The following is a 15,452-nucleotide window of genomic DNA, read 5'->3' on the forward strand; positions in this document are numbered from 1 at the left end:
TGTGAAAGCGCTTTTTGTGCAGCATCGATATCCCTACACCGTTTTTTTCCTTCTCCAGAAAGCGAGGCCGGCAAAACCGACGCCAAGGAGGAGGACAGTGGTCGGTTCGGGGACAGGGACAACACCAACAGCAATGTTGTCGGCCTCGAAGGCTCTGCCAACGCTGGTCAGTGAAAATGAATCGAAATCAGGTAGACCCAAAAGGTTGACGTACCTGTTGTTGTCATCGCTGGTCCAGCTACCTGCGGCCACCAAGGGCGCAATCACTTGGTCCCCGGTGACGGTTTCCACCAAATTTCCGTCTTTATAAAAACTCAACTTATTGTTAATACCAAGACCGCCATTAACCCCGTCAATAGAGCCCCACCATAGGCCAAAGTAGTTAAAGGTGTCGCCCAGAACGGCTGTAGTTTGCGTTGCGGTAGCAGTACCGTTCGACTCCCGAAAAGGTACCGCGATATATGGGGTAGCATCGGCTGTTGAAAGCGGATTCATGTATGCCGGAGCAGCTGCCAGGCCACTTGCAGAACCGGTACGGATAAGGTAGTCCCCCGACCAGTTCCAGAGGAAAGGGGCGGAGTCAAAGGTTTCTACCTGAACTCCGGCGTAGGGGGAGCTATACCCCCCGTTTTGAGGCAGTGGTATGGCATGGTCGTAGTTGATAGTGTATGCGCCGGCCCCTCCTGCAGCCAGCATCAACATCGACCCCGCAACTAGTGACGCCATTTTTTTCATTGCGTTACCTCCTTATTTTAGGTGTGCAGCGATAGCTGCCGGGTGTTACAGGGAGCAAAAAACGGAGAAAACTTTAACGTTGTTTTTGGGCGTCGCAATGCAGGGTTTTGCTGGACTTGCTTCTGTGGTTTTGGATGACTCGAATACGGTTTCCACTCTTGCAGGTAGGGGTGCACGGAGTCCTACGATACAAGCATTTTGATAAATATCTAATTTTTACCTTTACATTGATTGCAGCACATTGTATACAATTAATCCTCATCGTTGTGTAGTAGAAGCCCCCTACCGGAAGTTGGTAGGGGGCTTTGCACTTCCAAACCGGTCTCAGTTGTACCCCAACAAGCAGGCAGTGAAAGGATAGGTATGCCCGGCAAACGATATCTGGTAGTACAAAGGTGCTCGGAATTGCTCAAACTCTCAACTGTTCCACAGCGTGACAAGCTTAGGCTGGAGTTCCAGCTTATCCAGGTAAAGAGACTTCTTCTGAGGGACCAGAACTTGAAGAGTTGCCAACTCACGCAGTGCAACCTTGCTGCGTTCGAGAAACTGGAAGTCAGGCTGAGAGAAGTAATCGAGGCGGAATTGCTGGGACCTGCGCTGGACCACCTTTCACAAGAACTTGAAGAAATGCTCGTGGTGCTGTGGGCAGTCGATAAAATCTACGCCGACTGCTCCGGGGTTTACTTCAACAACAGTCCCTCCGGCCATCCCAGCCGATAGCAGGCTCCACGGGTTCCGTGCCGGATATCCCGTGCTGCTACTTGAACGGGCTCAAAAAGCTCCGTCCTAATACACCATCCTTGCTTCTTACAGCTCAAACCACGCCTCCACCCCTGACTCGACCTCCGTCACTATCGAAAGATGCCTAGGGGGCTCTTCGCGCGCAGAGGAACCAAGTACTATGAAAGAGCCGCTCTGTTGTCTTTCTTTCCTTTAAGTCTTTCCGCCCTGACTGCGCGAGCCTTCACTAGATAGTCAGCCAAGCCGTGGGCGGTCGCCAAGGTGCGACGGTGCGCCGAGAAGTCCCTTGCGGTCAGAGGCTGTTCTCTGGGAATGCCAAATTTCGTCCGATACTCCCCCGGGTTCATCGAATGGGCATATTTCAGATGACGCGCTAGAGTGCGCATCCCTCCCTTCCCGCACAGCATGCACACCACTTCAGTCTTTTTAAAGGCCTGCTTTCGTGATACGGCGGGCATTCCTTCATGCCTTGTCGTCTTAACGCTGGCATCCTGGTGGAGATTGGAGAGAGTGGCATGGACGCTGTTGATTTCAGCAAGCACTTCTTCCGATGTCATTGCGCACATGGATACGTGTGCGCTCACTATCCGGCCAACGACTTCCAGCATATTTGTCATGTGCAACCTCCACCCTTAACAATTTCTAACGAAAGGACCATCTTTTTACCTGAGTCAAAGGTGAAAGTCAAACCTTGTCCACAGCCGCGGCTTCAGTAAAAGTCGCTATCGATTGCGCCTTTGGAGCGCTATCCCTTCTGGTATTTCTCCCATGCGCCTGACGACGTGAGGGCATCTGCCCCAGCGGAGTACGGGTACAGGTCCAGACATTGAGCCACACCTGCTCCAGTTGGAGGGTTGACAATTAATTTAACTTTACTAAACCTTCCCTCTGTAATGGTTTTGCCGTCTGACGACGAAAACTGCGCCATTTCTTTGGAACCCGCAGGAAAAGGAGATGGAAAACGTGGAACGGGATCTGATGGATGACGCCACTTCTAAGGACTTAATGGTCCAGTCGATCGGGTTCGCACATATGACTGGGTATCAAGGACTAACTACTCTGCTGGCATGGGAGGTCTGTAATGGCACGCTGCACGCAGTTTGACTCATGCCCTTTCAGCAACAAAACGATAATCACCTCGCCTGCAGTGACTGAATTCATGTTTGGTTTCTTCTGTAACGACAGGTTCACCAAGTGCAGGTTTTACAATTGTGCATCCGATCTTTGTGCAGAAACACCTGATGCCCCGGTTTCCTTACCAGCCGAGGTAATCATGTGGCTTGCCTCTGGCAAGATGTGAGGAGCGACTGAACCTGCAGCACGGGTTCGAATGGCTCTTTGTCTGAGAGGCAGTGTGACGCTGCGGGACATCGACATGACAACCAGGAGGGAAAGGAGTACGGGTGATGAAAGAGAATGAGACCCTTTCTCCCCCATTCGCTTCGACGCTGATGCCTCAGAGAATGCCGGATGACAGGATCTGCGTCGAGTATTCCAGGGAGCGGGGCTTTCGTGCTTACCGTGTATCGGAACCACCCCCACAGTTTGCTGACAACAATGCCTGGGAGGCATACCTGTGGGTATCAATGAAGCCCCAAGAGTTGGATGTATTCCAAAGCAAGCTGGCGCAGTATACAGCAGTGGTGCGAAAAAATGCGGAAGTCACCGGTTTCCTGCACAAGGTGCTGCTGGAGACCGGGGACGCTACCCTCGTTTTCGACCAAGACCAAAGCCACCACGACAACCTGAACGACTGGGAGGTTAACGCCTGGAACTGCTGCAGCGACTTGGACGCTTGGATTCGCGATCAGGATTACGAGTTTGTGTGGGATGATTGGGAAGATTGCTTGTACACCCATCGACTTGAGTGGCTGTTTTTCACCATCCTCAACACGGCGGCCCAAGTTTTTGGAGCCCGTAGACGAGCTCAGCCGCAGCCGCGTTGGGTCAGACGCTGATAGAGCGCTGAACAGGCAACCTATGGACCGAAAGCTTTTGAATCATGGTTCCCCGGGATCACCTGCACACGTCAGACGGCCAGTCCTGATCTGAAAAATATGGAGATGATTTGGCCCGCATGGCGGGCGTTAAGGAAGGGGACCATGAAAAAACACGCCAAAATTTGGATCGATCTGGATAACTCGCCTCACGTCCCTTTCTTCGCTCCCATCATTGCAGGACTGGAGCGCAGAGGCCATAGGGTCTGGGTTACCGCGCGTGACCGCTTCCAGGTAGCGGAACTGGCGGTCCTGCACGGCATCCCCACCATCATGGTAGGCAGAGATTACGGAAGGAATAAGCTGATAAAGATTTCCGGTCTTTTGTACCGAGCGATGCAGCTTTTTCCTATAGTGCGTAGGGAAAAGCCGACTCTTGCGCTGTCCCACGGCTCCAGGTCCCAGGTGGCCGCCGCAAAGATGGCGGGGATACCGACCGCAGTAATGCTCGATTATGAGTTCATAGATCTCTCGTTTCCTTTTAGTATCGACGACATCTTCATGCCCGACGCTATCCCGGAACAAGCCATCACCGTGAACTGCGCCAACATCTGGCGCTACCCAGGCATCAAAGAGGACGTATACGTCCCGGGGTTCCGGCCGGGCAAGGGCCTCCTCACCGATTTGGGTATACCGCCCAACCGGATTGTCGTTACGATGCGTCCTCCCGCGACCACTGCCCATTATCATAACGTGAAAAGCGAAGTGCTGTTCCAAGATGTCATCTCGTTGGTAGCGCGCACCCCCAATACCGTCATCATCATGCTGCCAAGAGACGACCAGCAGCGTGAGGAAATAAAAGAAACCTGGGGTCATCTCCTGGAGGCGGGAAATATGATCATTCCGCGCAAGGCTGTGAACGGCCTTGATCTAACCTGGCACTCAGACCTGGTAGTTAGCGGCGGAGGCACGATGATCCGGGAAGCGGCTGCCCTTGGAGTTCCGGCCTACAGTGTTTTTTCAGGGGTGACAGGGTGCGTGGACCGCCGCCTTGCCGAGACCGGGCGTCTGAAACTTATCACCTTTTTCGATGATATATCGCGCATCGCCATAAGGAAGAAGGACAGACTGCACGAGGCACGTCGAAAGAGCGAAACCCTCGATTACATACTGGATCGGGTTGAGGAGGTGATAGGAAGATGAAATAAGTAACTGAGCAGCCACAAGAAGGATTTCTGCATACGCCGGCCGGCCTCCTCTATCTGAAACTGCGCTCAGACCTCTCGGAAAATTTCCCGGGTGAGAAATAAAACCCCTGCATGCTTTTCAAGCCGTAGTGATAAAAGAGTTGAAACTCAACAAGCAGCGCGCTCTCCTGCCATAACGCCACCATTTACCGTTGAACTTTTTTCATGTTTACAGCATAATACACACCCGCCTGCCGCGGCGAACTTGTCGCTGCAGCCGATACTGCTGTCATGTTGAGGAGCGAGAATTGCCGATGAATGCAGAACAGATCAAAGAGTTTTGTGATGCTGTGAAAGATGCCTGCTGCAGCGTCGATATGGCCGGCAACTTCCTATCGATTAACGATTCGTTTTGCGCTCTTGTCGGGTATAGCCGCGCTGAGCTTCTTACCAAGCGAGCCCGCGACCTGACTCCTCACAAATGGCTTTCTTACGAGGAGGCGATCGTCGAGAAACAGGTCAAGGTCAGAGGTTTTTCTGACATCTATGAGAAGGAGTATCGCCGAAAGGACGGCTACCTCGTTGCGGTAGAACTGACGCGTACCCTGATCCGTGACGACAACGGATCACCGATGGGGATGTTCGCTATGGTTCGGGATCTGACGTCCCGCAAACGCATTGAGCAGGAACTTCTTGTTACTCAAGAGGAGTACCGTGCCCTAGCTGAGGAGTACCGTGCCCTAGCTGAGGAGTACCGTGCCCTAGCTGAGAACTCCCCAGACATCGTTTTACGTTTTGACCGGGACCTCCGGCACATCTATGCCAACTCCGCAGCCGGAAGGGCCTGCGGCATCCCCGTCAAAGACCTGGTTGGGACAACCTTGTTCCAGATCGGCCTCCCACCGGCAGTTACCGATGTCTGGAAGGAGCGCATCGCGTCCGTTTTCCGGACGGGTGTCCCTATTAAAGTTGAAGACGTCATGGCGTTTTCGGAGGGGCGAAGGGATTTCGAGTACCAGTTGGTTCCGGAGGGAGGGGCGGCGACTATGCCAGTGTCGGTGCTGGTCGTGGGGCGGGAGATAACCGACCGCAATCATGCCGCGGCTGAACTCGACGCGGCACGGCAGGAGTTGGAGACACGCGTCGCAAAACGGACGCAGAGCCTGCAAAAGGCGCTACAGGAACAGGAATCTTTCAGCTACACCGTTTCCCACGATCTCCGGGCGCCGCTGCGCCACATTAATTCCTACCTTGCCATTCTCCATGAAGAATTCGGCGACATCCTCCCTCCGGAAGCGCAGAGTCTGATAGGAAAGACCCGGCTGGCTAGCTGCCACATGGGGAATCTGATAGATGACCTCCTGGATCTGGCCCGCGTCGGCAGAATCGCACTGACCAAGGTTGAAGTGAATATTAGTGCGCTCGCCTCCAGTTCCTGCGAAACACTTCAAGGGGCCGAGCCTTCCCGCCAGGTGCGGTTCCTCGTTCAGGACGGCATGAGGGCGAAAGGCGATTGGCTTCTGTTAAAGCAGATGCTGGACAACCTCCTGGACAACGCCTGGAAGTACACCGCTGGAAATCCAGAGGCAACAATAGAATGTGGTACGGAAGTTTGTGGCGATGAAGTTATCTTCTTCGTCCGGGACAATGGCGTTGGGTTCGAGATGGCATACAGCGACCAGTTGTTTCATCCCTTTCAGCGCCTGCATGGTCCGGAGTACCAAGGGAACGGCATCGGGCTTGCCACGGTGAAGCGGATCATCGACCGGCACGGCGGCAGGGTCTGGGCGGAATCACAACTAAATAAAGGGGCAGGTTTCTACTTCACCTTGCCGTAGACCAGAAGGGTAGCCTGCCCCCTATTCCTTTATTCTTGTGAACTTCACCTTCTCACGAGATATATAATACAAAAATAATGTATTACATTTCTGGTTGTGTATACTTTTTTTCTGAATCTATTCCTCCGGTTATACACCTCAAACACGCTCAGCGCCCCTCTTCTACTGCTGTTCTTCAGCAAACCTAATCATTTTCCCCTTCATTTACTCAACCAGCCGCCGAAAGCAACTGCAACTTCTGGATGAAGATGCAGAAGCTTCAGGCGCATTGAGCCGTCCCGGCGCGCCGACCTGCTTTTTAAATGCCCGTAAAAATACACGCGTCGGGGTGACGCCATCACTAAACCGGAAACAAGGACAGGAAGGTATGGAAAAGATGAAACTCAAGGTAAAGGTCATCATCGGGTTCACTGCTGCGGCGCTGTTCGGTGGCGCAGGTTGTCTCGCGACGGTGCGCGGCTCTACCCCAGTCGGATTGGGTGCCGGCGCAGCCGCTTTCGCCCTCACCCTCGCCATCGGCTGGTTCCTGGCGCGTGCAGTCGAAGCGGAACTGCACCGCCTCGCCGAGAACAGTTCCGGCACGGTCGAAACGATGAGGAGGGAGTTCGAAGGGGAACGTGCCCGGCTGATCGAGGATAGCGCCCGGGCGGCGGAGGCGATGAAGAAGGAATTCGAGGGAGAGCGTGACCACCTGATCGAGAAGAACGACTGGTTCCGCGCCATCATCGACGCGGTGCCGTTCCCGGTACACGTCACCGACAACGACATGAACTGGACCTTCATGAACAAGCCGTTCGAGACGCTGCTGGTCCGCGAGGGGCGCATCAAGGACCGCGACTCCGCCGTGGGGCATGCCTGCAGCAACGCGGCAGCCAACATCTGCAACAACGAAGGGTGCGGCATCAAGCAGCTCAACAAGGGGGTGAACGAAAGCTTCTTCACCTGGTGCGGCTCGGAATGCAAGCAGGACACCGCCTACCTCCTGAACCGCAAGGGTGAGCGCATCGGTTATGTCGAGACGGTGACCGACCTGACGGCGATCATCAGGAACCGCGACTACACCCAGGTGGAGGTGGAGCGCATGGCGGGAAACCTCACCAAGCTCGCGCTGGGGAACCTGGACCTCGACCTGAAGGTGGCGGAGGCGGACCAGCACACCGTGGTGGCACGTGAGAACTTCGTCAAGATCAACGACAGCCTCTCCAGGGTGAAGGACGCCGTCGGCGCCATGATCGTTGACACCGAGACGCTGGTGCACGCGGCGCTGGCCGGCAACTTCCAGACCCGCTCCGACGCCTCCAAGCACCAGGGGGAATACCGGGCCATCGTGGACGGAGTGAACCGGACCCTGGACGTGGTGGTGGAGAAGAACGACTGGTACGAGGCGATCATAGACGCGGTCCCCTTCCCGATCCATGTCACCGATAACGACATGAACTGGACCTTCCTCAACAAGCCCTTCGAGGCGCTCCTGGTGAAAGAAGGGCGCATCAGGGACCGGGTCACGGCGCTGGGGCTTCCCTGCAGCAACGCGGCCGCCAATATCTGCAACACCGAGGGGTGCGGAATCAAGCAGCTGCATCGGGGGGTGCCGGAGAGCTACTTCGACTGGTGCGGTTCCGGGTGCAAGCAGGACACCACCTACCTGATGAACCGCAAGGGGGAGAAGATCGGCTACGTGGAGGTGGTCCAGGACCTGACGGCGATCATCAGGAACCGGGACTACACCAAGGGCGAGATCGACAGGATGGCGGTGAACCTCCACCTCCTTGCGCAGGGGGACCTGGACCTCGACTTCGCCATCGCCCAGCCGGACCAGCACACCAGGGAGGCACATTCCGACTTCACACGCATCAACGACAGCCTGAAAAGCGTGAAGCTGGCCATGGATCGCGTCATCGGCATCACCAAGGAAATCGCCGACGGCAACCTGAGCGTGGAGGTGACGCCGCGCTCCGAGAAGGACGAACTGCTCAAGGACCTGGCTGCGATGGTGCAAAAGCTCTCGGACGTGGTGCTCGACGTCAAGCAGGCCGCGGACAACGTGACGCTGGGGAGCAAGGAGTTGGCCGACAATGCAGAGAACACGTCGCAAGGGGCGACCGAGCAGGCGGCCTCGGCCGAGCAGGCGTCCAGCTCCATGGAGCAGATGAGCGCCAACATCAGGCAGACGGCGGACAACGCGATGCAGACCGAGAAGATCGCGGTGAAGTCGGCGGTCGACGCGCAGGAAGGGGGCAAGGCCGTCGCGGAAACGCTGGCAGCCATGAAGGAAATCGCAGGTAAGATCTCGATCGTGGAAGAGATCGCGCGGCAGACCAACATGCTGGCGCTGAACGCTGCCATCGAGGCGGCGCGAGCCGGAGAGCACGGCAAGGGTTTCGCGGTGGTCGCGGCGGAGGTGAGAAAGCTCGCCGAGCGGAGCCAGAAGGCGGCAGGGGAGATTTCCACCCTCTCCACCTCGAGTGTCCAGATCGCCGAAACGGCGGAGGCGCTGCTGGGCGAAATCCTGCCTAACATCCAGAGAACGGCGGAACTGGTCCAGGAGATCAGCGCCGCGAGCAAAGAGCAGGACGGCGGCGCCCAGCAGATCAACCAGGCGATACAGGTGCTGGACCAGGTGATCCAAAAGAATGCGACGGTGGCCGAGGAGATGGCGTCCACCGCCGAGGAGCTTTCCTCGCAGGCTGCCCAGTTGCAGAACACGATCTCCTTCTTCCAGGTCAGGGACAACGAGGTTGCAACAGGTAGGGTCGCGGAGGGGATGAAGCGGCACAGCGGCCGCAAAGCCGCATCGATGACCTATGCGGCTTCGGAACCCAAAGCCAGCCCCAAGGCGCGCGGCAAGCAGGCCGCCATCGACAAGGGAGTGGCGCTGAGCCTGGATCACAACGACTTCGAACGTTTCTAAACCACAAACAAGAGGCCGCCTTGTCCAGGAGACAAGGCGGCCTCAGCAGGCCTAACCCGCTCGCCTTTCGTTCGGCGGGGGCTACAGGAGGAGCCGGTAATCAAGCTCCAGGGCCGCGGCAAGCTTCCTGGCAGTCTCCCTGCCTATCGGCCTTTTCCCCCGCTCCATTTCCGAGAGGTGTCGTTGCGGTATACCTGAAAGTTCCGACAACCGGGTCTGGGTCAGTGCCGCCTTCCCTCTCGCTCCACGCAGAACTGAAGCGGGCACACTGCCGCGGCGTCCAGCCACCTCACGCCAAGGCACCGACTCCGACTGTTCCAATTGCTCGGCGTACTCAGTGATTGCTGCTACATGGGCAGGATGCACCATCAGGTGCAGCGGGACCAACTCTTCAGTAGGGCGCTTTTTCGTGCGTCCCAACATACGTCACCTCCAAAAGCCTTACCCGGTTATCCACCACTTCCCACACCGCGACGTACGTCGGTTTTCCTTTCTTGATGTGGCAGTGATACCTTTGAGTACTGCCTTCCAGCTTGGAATAGTTCTTCCAGTTGTAGCGGTTCGGGCCAAGCAGCTCAAGCTCTGCCGTCAACAGGTCCAGTCGGTCCTGCACCGACGGCGGCAGTGCATCATACTGCTTGCCCGCCTTCTTGCTGTAGGTCACTATCCATTTCATCCGGCATCTTATACTAGGTTTTAGTATATTGTCAAACCAGCGAACGCTCCCCCCCTCCCCCCACCACTAACCAGAAGGAGCGCCTCCCGCACCGTTACTGCAGAGGCCGGCCGGCTTGGTCGGTGGCGAGCAGGACGTTGCTTTTCCGGAAATAGGCGGCGTAACCGCGGTTGGCCCAGTGCCGCGGATCGGGATTGAGGAAGGTGAAATAGAGGCTGGCAGGACGGTTGACGACGTCCCGGACGGTGCAGACATCACAAGGGTCCTGCGTCAATTGGGACTGCTTTTGCTCCATCTCCTTGCTGTAGCGATAGGAAAGCCCGCTGGCAAGATCCCGGCTCACCATCACCGCGTTGGAACTCTGTATGCTGAACAAGGCGGCCAATCCTGCCGTTAGCAAGCCCCACCTCCTGCTGCAGACATTCCTGATGGAGCCAACAACAGCCTCCCCCGCCCCCGCCGCGATGATGGCGACCAAGATCAGCCAACCTGCCAGGAAGCAGAAGTAGATCATGTTGAGTACCCTGTTCTGCGGGTAGCTGCCGGTGGCCCAATAGGGCACCAGGAAGCTAGTGAACATGACCAGAAACAGGATCAGCAATGCAGACGGCACCGTGACGCCGCTGAGGGCGGCCCGGAGGCGGGGCCTGCCGGTCACGGCGAAGAAGACCGCGGCCATGAGCATCAAGGCGAGCGGTGTGGTCACCCACACCGCCATGGACGCAAGCGATGCTTGCAGCGCATCCCAGGCGACCACCGCCAGATCCCTCTGCACGTGGTATTGCCCACTCATGCGCGCAAAGTTACCCGGCGCGAGGGCCGCCAGACTGCCGCCGGTCAGCGCCGCCACAAGCGTGCCGACGTGGAACAGGCCCACCCTCCCGGTGGCCCGGTACCGGAACCAAAGGAACAGAGTCGCGCCGAACACGGTCAGCACCAGCGCGATCTCGTTGGTCCCTCCCAGTAACAGTGACAGCAGTAACACGCCTCCTTGCAGGTGGGTCGTGTTGCGGTGCCGATCCTGGTGCAGGAGAAGCACCAGGGAAAGCCACAGGGCCATCATGGCCTGTGCCACCCCGTAGGTGACCACACCGGCCATCCAGTAAAGCCCGGACCTGACGTCATTCATCTGGTCGAGGAAAGCAAAGAAGAGGGCAAGGGCAATAAGCACCCTTTCCCGGCGCGATAGCACGTCCCGGGTCAAGGCGCCGGCCAGCAGATACAGCGAAGCGATCTGGGCTGCGATGACAACCGCGAAGACCGTTCTGTACCCGGTCAGGGAACCATAGACAAGGGGATTGATGCTTAACAGTGCAGTGGATGTGAAGCGACCGGACCAGTTGATATAGGTGTCGTACTGTGCCTTGAGAAAGCCGCTATCGCGGGAGGCTACCGAGAACATGAAGTCGTCGGTCTGCGGGTAGGCGAAGAAGCAGTTGACGATGAAAGGTGCGATCAACACCACCAGGAAAAGAAGGGCGGCTGTTTTCAGAGAGTCGGAACGGGTCTGTGCCATATGGTGTTAGTTGCTGCCCTCACAGCGCTCTTTGGTTATTCACAAATAAATTGCAAATCTTAATTGACATTCACAAATATTAGATCATACTCACTCTTCTCACCAAACAGCAACAGCGTGCGAAGCACCGAAGGAGTGAAACGATGGGTATCTGCAAGGATTGTCATGACAAGAAGGTCGTCACCTGCCCCGAATGCGCCGGGACCGGTAACCGCTACTACGTCGCCGTGCTGGACATCTGGGAGTCCGACTGCAGCTCGTGCTTCGGCAGCGGCATGGTCACCTGCCCGGTCTGCGCGGTCACCCCTTTGGGGGCGCTGCGCCCAAGCCCCTCCGCCACCTGGAATGCCGCCGCCTCCCATCAGTAGAGTGCCGGCGGCACCGCCCAAAAGGTGCTACTGGTGAATGGACAGCTTCTTCATCAGGTCGTAGAGGGTGGGACGGCTCACCCCCAACTCCTCTGCGGCCTTGAGAATGTTGCCGGACTGTCGCTCTATGGCGTTCAGGATCATCTCCCGTTCCATCCGCTCGCGCGCTTCACGCAGTGACAGGTTGTCGCTGCTGGAGACCGGCATCGGCGGCGGTTCCTCGTCACAGCCCAGGTCAAGCGGGCCGATGCTGGAGCCGTCGCACATGATGACGGCCCGCTGGATGCGGTTCCTCAACTCGCGCACGTTGCCGGGCCAATCATGCCTCTTCAGGAAGGAGATGGCCGCCGGCGACAGCCGCACCTTCTTCTTGTTCTCCTTACAGTACAGCTTCAGGAAATTCTCCGCCAGCAGCAGGACGTCGTCGCCGCGCTCCCTCAGGGGGGGAAGCTTGATGGTGACCACGCCGATGCGGTAGTAGAGGTCTTCACGGAAGCGCCCCTCCTCGATCGCCTTCTGGATATCGATGTTGGTGGCGCAGGTGGTGCGGGCATCGATGGGGATCTCCTCGCGCCCGCCGACACGCTGGATGGTCCCTTCCTGCAGAAAGCGCAGCAGCTTCACCTGCAGGTTCACGGGGAGCTCGCCGATCTCGTCGAGAAAGAGCGTCCCCTTGTGGGCGTACTGGAGCTTGCCGCGCACGGCGGTGTGGGCGCCGGTGAAGGCCCCTTTCTCGTGCCCGAACAGCTCGCTCTCGAGGAGATTCTCGGGGATGGCACCGCAGTTGATCGCCACCAGCGGCCCCTTGCGGCGCTGACTCGCCTCGTGAATGGCGGCCGCCACCAGTTCCTTGCCGGTGCCGCTTTCACCCACGATCAGGATGGGCGCGTTGGAGGCGGCCACCTTCCTGATGGTGGTGAAAACCGCCTGCATCTCGGCGCACTTGCCGACCATGCCCCACTGTTCTTCGGCCTCCGTGTGCGAGGAAAGGGCGCTGTTTTGCTCTTCGATATTGGCGATGTGGAAGGCGCGCCCGATCATCACCTTGAGCTCGGACAGGACGGGGGGCTTGGCGTAGAAGTCGAAGGCGCCCATGCGCATAGCCTTCAGTGCGTTTTCCCGCTCGTTGTTGCCGGTCAGCATGATCACCTTGGTCACCGGGTTCAACCCCAGCATCTCGTCCAGGCAGCGAAACCCCTCGACGGAGCTGTCCGGGTACGGAGGGAGCCCCAGGTCGAGCACCACCACGGCGGGGCATTCGCTCTTGAACAGGGAGAGCGCTTCCCGGGCATCGGCCGCCAAAAGTACGGAGTACTCCTGGTTCAAGCCCCACTTCAACTGCTGCCTGATATCCTCGTTGTCGTCGACAATCAGAAGCTTTCTCACTACTCCTCCTTCACGCAGCAGCAATCACGCCGGAAGCGGCATCGTCCTCGGCGACCGGCAAGTGGACGGTGAACACGGTCCCCTCCCCTTCCACGCTGGCGACGTCGATCCTGCCGCCGTGAGCGGTCACGATCTGGCGCGACTGGTACAAACCGATGCCGAGACCGGTCCGCTTGGACGTGCGAAACGGCACGAACAGGTCGTTTCTGATGAAGCGCGGCGACATGCCGCACCCCTGGTCGGTCACCTTGACAAAGGGGGTGCCGTTGCACCCTACTTCCGCGGCGATGGGGGTCTCGGGTGGGGACGCCTCGACCGCGTTCAGGAACAGGTTCAAGAGCACCTTCTGCAGTTCCTCCCGGTCCCCCAGCACGACCTGCTGGCTTCCCAGCACCGAGATGGCCCTCCCCTGCACCATTGCCGCGCAACTCTGGGTCAGGGTCAGAAGATCGACGGGGCGCCGCTGCAACAGTTCGCTCTCGCCCAGGTTGCGCAGGCGGCCGATCATGTGATGCATCTTCCTGGTGGTGTTGCCCAGGCTGTTCAGCATGTCCTGCTGGAACTCAGGGTTGTCGATGTGCTCACGCGCGTTCTCGAGTACGAGAGAAATCGTCGCCGCCAGGTTTTTCAGGTCGTGCACCACGAACGTCGCCAGGCTCCCCACGGCCTCCATGGCCTTGGCCTGGGTGAGCTGCTCGGAGAGGCGCTGGTGCTGCATGGCCACCGACACCTGGCGCGCGATGGTCTTCATCAGGTCGAAGTCTTCGTAGCGGTACTGCTCGTCGGGCACGACCTGCGCACCGAGCACGATGAAGCCGGAAAGGCTCTCCCCCTCGAACAGGGGCACCACGAACGAGATGCCGTACCTTGCCAGGAAGTCCCACTCGCGCGGGGTCAGTTCGCGGTTGGGGTCGCTGCTGCAGAAGACCCACTGGCGCTCCCGCAGCGAGGTGAGGATCGGGTTGTCGTCGCTGATGGTCTCCCGAAGCGGCTCCAGTTCGAGCGTGGAGGCGACGCAGTACCAGCCGCACCCTTGCTGGTGCTGGTACAGGGCCGCGCCTTTTACGCCGAAGATCTCGCAGTAGGCGAGGAGCACCCTTTTGACCAGGTCGTCGCCGTCCTCGAAGGTGGACAGTCTCTCGGTAAGCCCCAGCCACTGGGCGCGGTAATCGTATTTACTCTGGTAGAAGTGCTTGTGCAGCAGCACCTTCAGCTCCCGCTTGGCGCGGTCGGAGAGGAGCAGGAGCAGCAACAGTATCCCGGCGACGAACCCCAGGGACAGGATGAGCACCCGCGGGAACAGGGGGCCGAAGTACTTCATCCCCTCCCCCAGGGCGCCCAGCATGATCAGGTAGGCGGCAACCACCGCCATGACCACGGATTTCAGCACGACTGCCTGGGAGATCTTGACGCGGGCGCTGCCGCGCCAGTGGGAACGGGCGTAGAGCATCATCACCGAGGCGATCACGAACAAAAGGGACCGCAGCGGCGCGAGCTCCAGGTTGAGGGAGCGGTACAACAGGGCGTTGGAGTAGTAAAAGACGAGCACGGCGAGCATGGAGCCGAGCGCGACGATATCGAGCTTCACCCGCCACAGCGCCTCCGATGAGGCATTCGCCAGGGTGGCCTCGAAGTTCATCAGTGCCACCACCAGCAGCACCAGGATGGCGACGTAGAAGTAATAGCCGACGTCGGCCAAAAACAGCACCGGCTCGGCGGGAAAATCGGGCGCGTAGTAGAAGGAAGCTACCGGCAGCAACGCGGGGACCAGCACCAGCATCAGGCTGGCGCCGACCAAGAGGCGGTGCTTCAGCGGCACCCCCCGTTCCGGGATGTCCCGGGCATAGGTGAGGCTCAGGATGAGCCACACGGACGGCAAAAGCGCCTCGACGAACAGCGCGCAGCGCTTCCAGTCCACCTCCGGTTGGAAGTAATTGAGGGCGAAAAAATCGAACAGTTCCAGGACCGCTATGGCGAAAAAGGGGGCGGCTAGGTAGCTTGTCGCTCCGCTTCGTCGCTCCAGCAGCACGATGCGCAGCACGGATACCAGCAGCAGCAACACTGAAATCAGCATAAGCGCCATCGCCACCTCTTGGGGGAGCCATCGGATGCCCCTCCCACCTCATCTGCTCTGCCGGCTGAAGACCAAGTCAAAGC

The 15,452-nt window shown here is 58.2% G+C and carries 13 protein-coding genes; 6 read left to right on the plus strand and 7 right to left on the minus strand.

The window, feature by feature from the left end:
• Positions 1-33: 33 nt before the first annotated feature.
• Positions 34-735, minus strand: coding sequence for an Npun_F0296 family exosortase-dependent surface protein (locus H7687_RS07890; RefSeq protein WP_183346511.1), 702 nt, complete (start codon positions 733-735; stop codon positions 34-36).
• Positions 736-1,140: 405 nt separating this feature from the next.
• Between H7687_RS07890 and H7687_RS07895 the strand changes: the two genes are divergently transcribed.
• On the plus strand, positions 1,141-1,455 hold the full coding sequence (locus H7687_RS07895; protein WP_183346512.1) for a hypothetical protein: 315 nt from the start codon (positions 1,141-1,143) through the stop codon (positions 1,453-1,455).
• Between the two features lie 179 nt (positions 1,456-1,634).
• Here the strand turns inward: H7687_RS07895 and H7687_RS07900 are convergent, their stop codons facing one another.
• Entirely contained in the window at positions 1,635-2,093 is a 459-nt protein-coding gene (locus H7687_RS07900; RefSeq protein WP_183346513.1) for a Ros/MucR family transcriptional regulator, read from the minus strand.
• A gap of 789 nt (positions 2,094-2,882) precedes the next feature.
• On the opposite strand from H7687_RS07900, the gene H7687_RS07905 reads away from it, so the two are divergent.
• From H7687_RS07905 to H7687_RS07920, 4 genes are all read left to right on the plus strand, one after another.
• The gene (locus tag H7687_RS07905; RefSeq protein WP_183346514.1) at positions 2,883-3,434 is read left to right on the plus strand and encodes a hypothetical protein; all 552 of its coding nucleotides are present in this window, start codon (positions 2,883-2,885) and stop codon (positions 3,432-3,434) included.
• Positions 3,435-3,578: 144 nt separating this feature from the next.
• Positions 3,579-4,616, plus strand: a complete 1,038-nt coding sequence (locus H7687_RS07910) for a DUF354 domain-containing protein (protein ID WP_183346515.1) — start codon at positions 3,579-3,581, stop codon at positions 4,614-4,616.
• 298 nt (positions 4,617-4,914) lie between these two features.
• Positions 4,915-6,438 (plus strand): PAS domain-containing sensor histidine kinase, encoded by a 1,524-nt coding sequence (locus tag H7687_RS07915; protein WP_183346516.1) that lies wholly within the window; start codon positions 4,915-4,917, stop codon positions 6,436-6,438.
• Positions 6,439-6,805: 367 nt separating this feature from the next.
• Entirely contained in the window at positions 6,806-9,349 is a 2,544-nt protein-coding gene (locus tag H7687_RS07920) for a methyl-accepting chemotaxis protein (protein ID WP_183346517.1), read from the plus strand.
• A gap of 81 nt (positions 9,350-9,430) precedes the next feature.
• Here the strand turns inward: H7687_RS07920 and H7687_RS07925 are convergent, their stop codons facing one another.
• The 3 genes from H7687_RS07925 to H7687_RS07935 all read right to left on the minus strand — a co-directional run bounded on the left by H7687_RS07925 (position 9,431) and on the right by H7687_RS07935 (position 11,541).
• A complete protein-coding gene (locus H7687_RS07925; RefSeq protein WP_183346518.1) occupies positions 9,431-9,772 on the minus strand; it encodes a helix-turn-helix domain-containing protein in 342 nt (113 codons plus the stop codon).
• Positions 9,741-10,025, minus strand: coding sequence for a cytotoxic translational repressor of toxin-antitoxin stability system (locus H7687_RS07930; RefSeq protein WP_183346519.1), 285 nt, complete (start codon positions 10,023-10,025; stop codon positions 9,741-9,743). Before H7687_RS07930 ends, H7687_RS07925 begins: the two co-directional genes overlap by 32 nt.
• Positions 10,026-10,119: 94 nt before the next feature.
• Positions 10,120-11,541 carry a DUF6056 family protein gene (locus H7687_RS07935; RefSeq protein ID WP_183346520.1) on the minus strand — a complete coding sequence of 474 codons (1,422 nt, stop codon included), beginning with the start codon at positions 11,539-11,541 and terminating at the stop codon, positions 10,120-10,122.
• A 143-nt stretch (positions 11,542-11,684) separates the two neighbouring features.
• On the opposite strand from H7687_RS07935, the gene H7687_RS07940 reads away from it, so the two are divergent.
• Complete coding sequence (locus tag H7687_RS07940) at positions 11,685-11,909, plus strand: hypothetical protein (RefSeq protein ID WP_183346521.1); 225 nt, start codon at positions 11,685-11,687, stop codon at positions 11,907-11,909.
• 27 nt (positions 11,910-11,936) lie between these two features.
• Here the strand turns inward: H7687_RS07940 and prsR are convergent, their stop codons facing one another.
• Positions 11,937-13,295: a PEP-CTERM-box response regulator transcription factor gene (prsR, locus tag H7687_RS07945; protein WP_183346522.1), complete on the minus strand. Its 1,359-nt coding sequence runs from the start codon at positions 13,293-13,295 to the stop codon at positions 11,937-11,939.
• A 10-nt stretch (positions 13,296-13,305) separates the two neighbouring features.
• Positions 13,306-15,378 (minus strand): XrtA/PEP-CTERM system histidine kinase PrsK, encoded by a 2,073-nt coding sequence (prsK, locus tag H7687_RS07950; protein WP_183346523.1) that lies wholly within the window; start codon positions 15,376-15,378, stop codon positions 13,306-13,308.
• Between the last annotated feature and the right edge of the window lie 74 nt (positions 15,379-15,452).

The organism is Geomonas paludis, from assembly GCF_014193585.1.
Taxonomy (GTDB): Bacteria; Desulfobacterota; Desulfuromonadia; order Geobacterales; family Geobacteraceae; genus Geomonas; species Geomonas paludis.

What these genes read in the sequence shown, in the direction of transcription:
- H7687_RS07925 (WP_183346518.1), bottom strand. Translation starts at nt 9,772, where the DNA reads ATGTTGGGACGCACGAAAAAGCGCCCTACTGAAGAGTTGGTCCCGCTG.
- H7687_RS07930 (WP_183346519.1), bottom strand. Translation starts at nt 10,025, where the DNA reads ATGAAATGGATAGTGACCTACAGCAAGAAGGCGGGCAAGCAGTATGAT.
- H7687_RS07890 (WP_183346511.1), bottom strand. Translation starts at nt 735, where the DNA reads ATGAAAAAAATGGCGTCACTAGTTGCGGGGTCGATGTTGATGCTGGCT.
- H7687_RS07905 (WP_183346514.1), top strand. Translation starts at nt 2,883, where the DNA reads ATGAAAGAGAATGAGACCCTTTCTCCCCCATTCGCTTCGACGCTGATG.
- H7687_RS07900 (WP_183346513.1), bottom strand. Translation starts at nt 2,093, where the DNA reads ATGACAAATATGCTGGAAGTCGTTGGCCGGATAGTGAGCGCACACGTA.
- H7687_RS07915 (WP_183346516.1), top strand. Translation starts at nt 4,915, where the DNA reads ATGAATGCAGAACAGATCAAAGAGTTTTGTGATGCTGTGAAAGATGCC.
- prsK (WP_183346523.1), bottom strand. Translation starts at nt 15,378, where the DNA reads ATGGCGCTTATGCTGATTTCAGTGTTGCTGCTGCTGGTATCCGTGCTG.
- H7687_RS07920 (WP_183346517.1), top strand. Translation starts at nt 6,806, where the DNA reads ATGGAAAAGATGAAACTCAAGGTAAAGGTCATCATCGGGTTCACTGCT.
- H7687_RS07935 (WP_183346520.1), bottom strand. Translation starts at nt 11,541, where the DNA reads ATGGCACAGACCCGTTCCGACTCTCTGAAAACAGCCGCCCTTCTTTTC.
- H7687_RS07910 (WP_183346515.1), top strand. Translation starts at nt 3,579, where the DNA reads ATGAAAAAACACGCCAAAATTTGGATCGATCTGGATAACTCGCCTCAC.
- H7687_RS07940 (WP_183346521.1), top strand. Translation starts at nt 11,685, where the DNA reads ATGGGTATCTGCAAGGATTGTCATGACAAGAAGGTCGTCACCTGCCCC.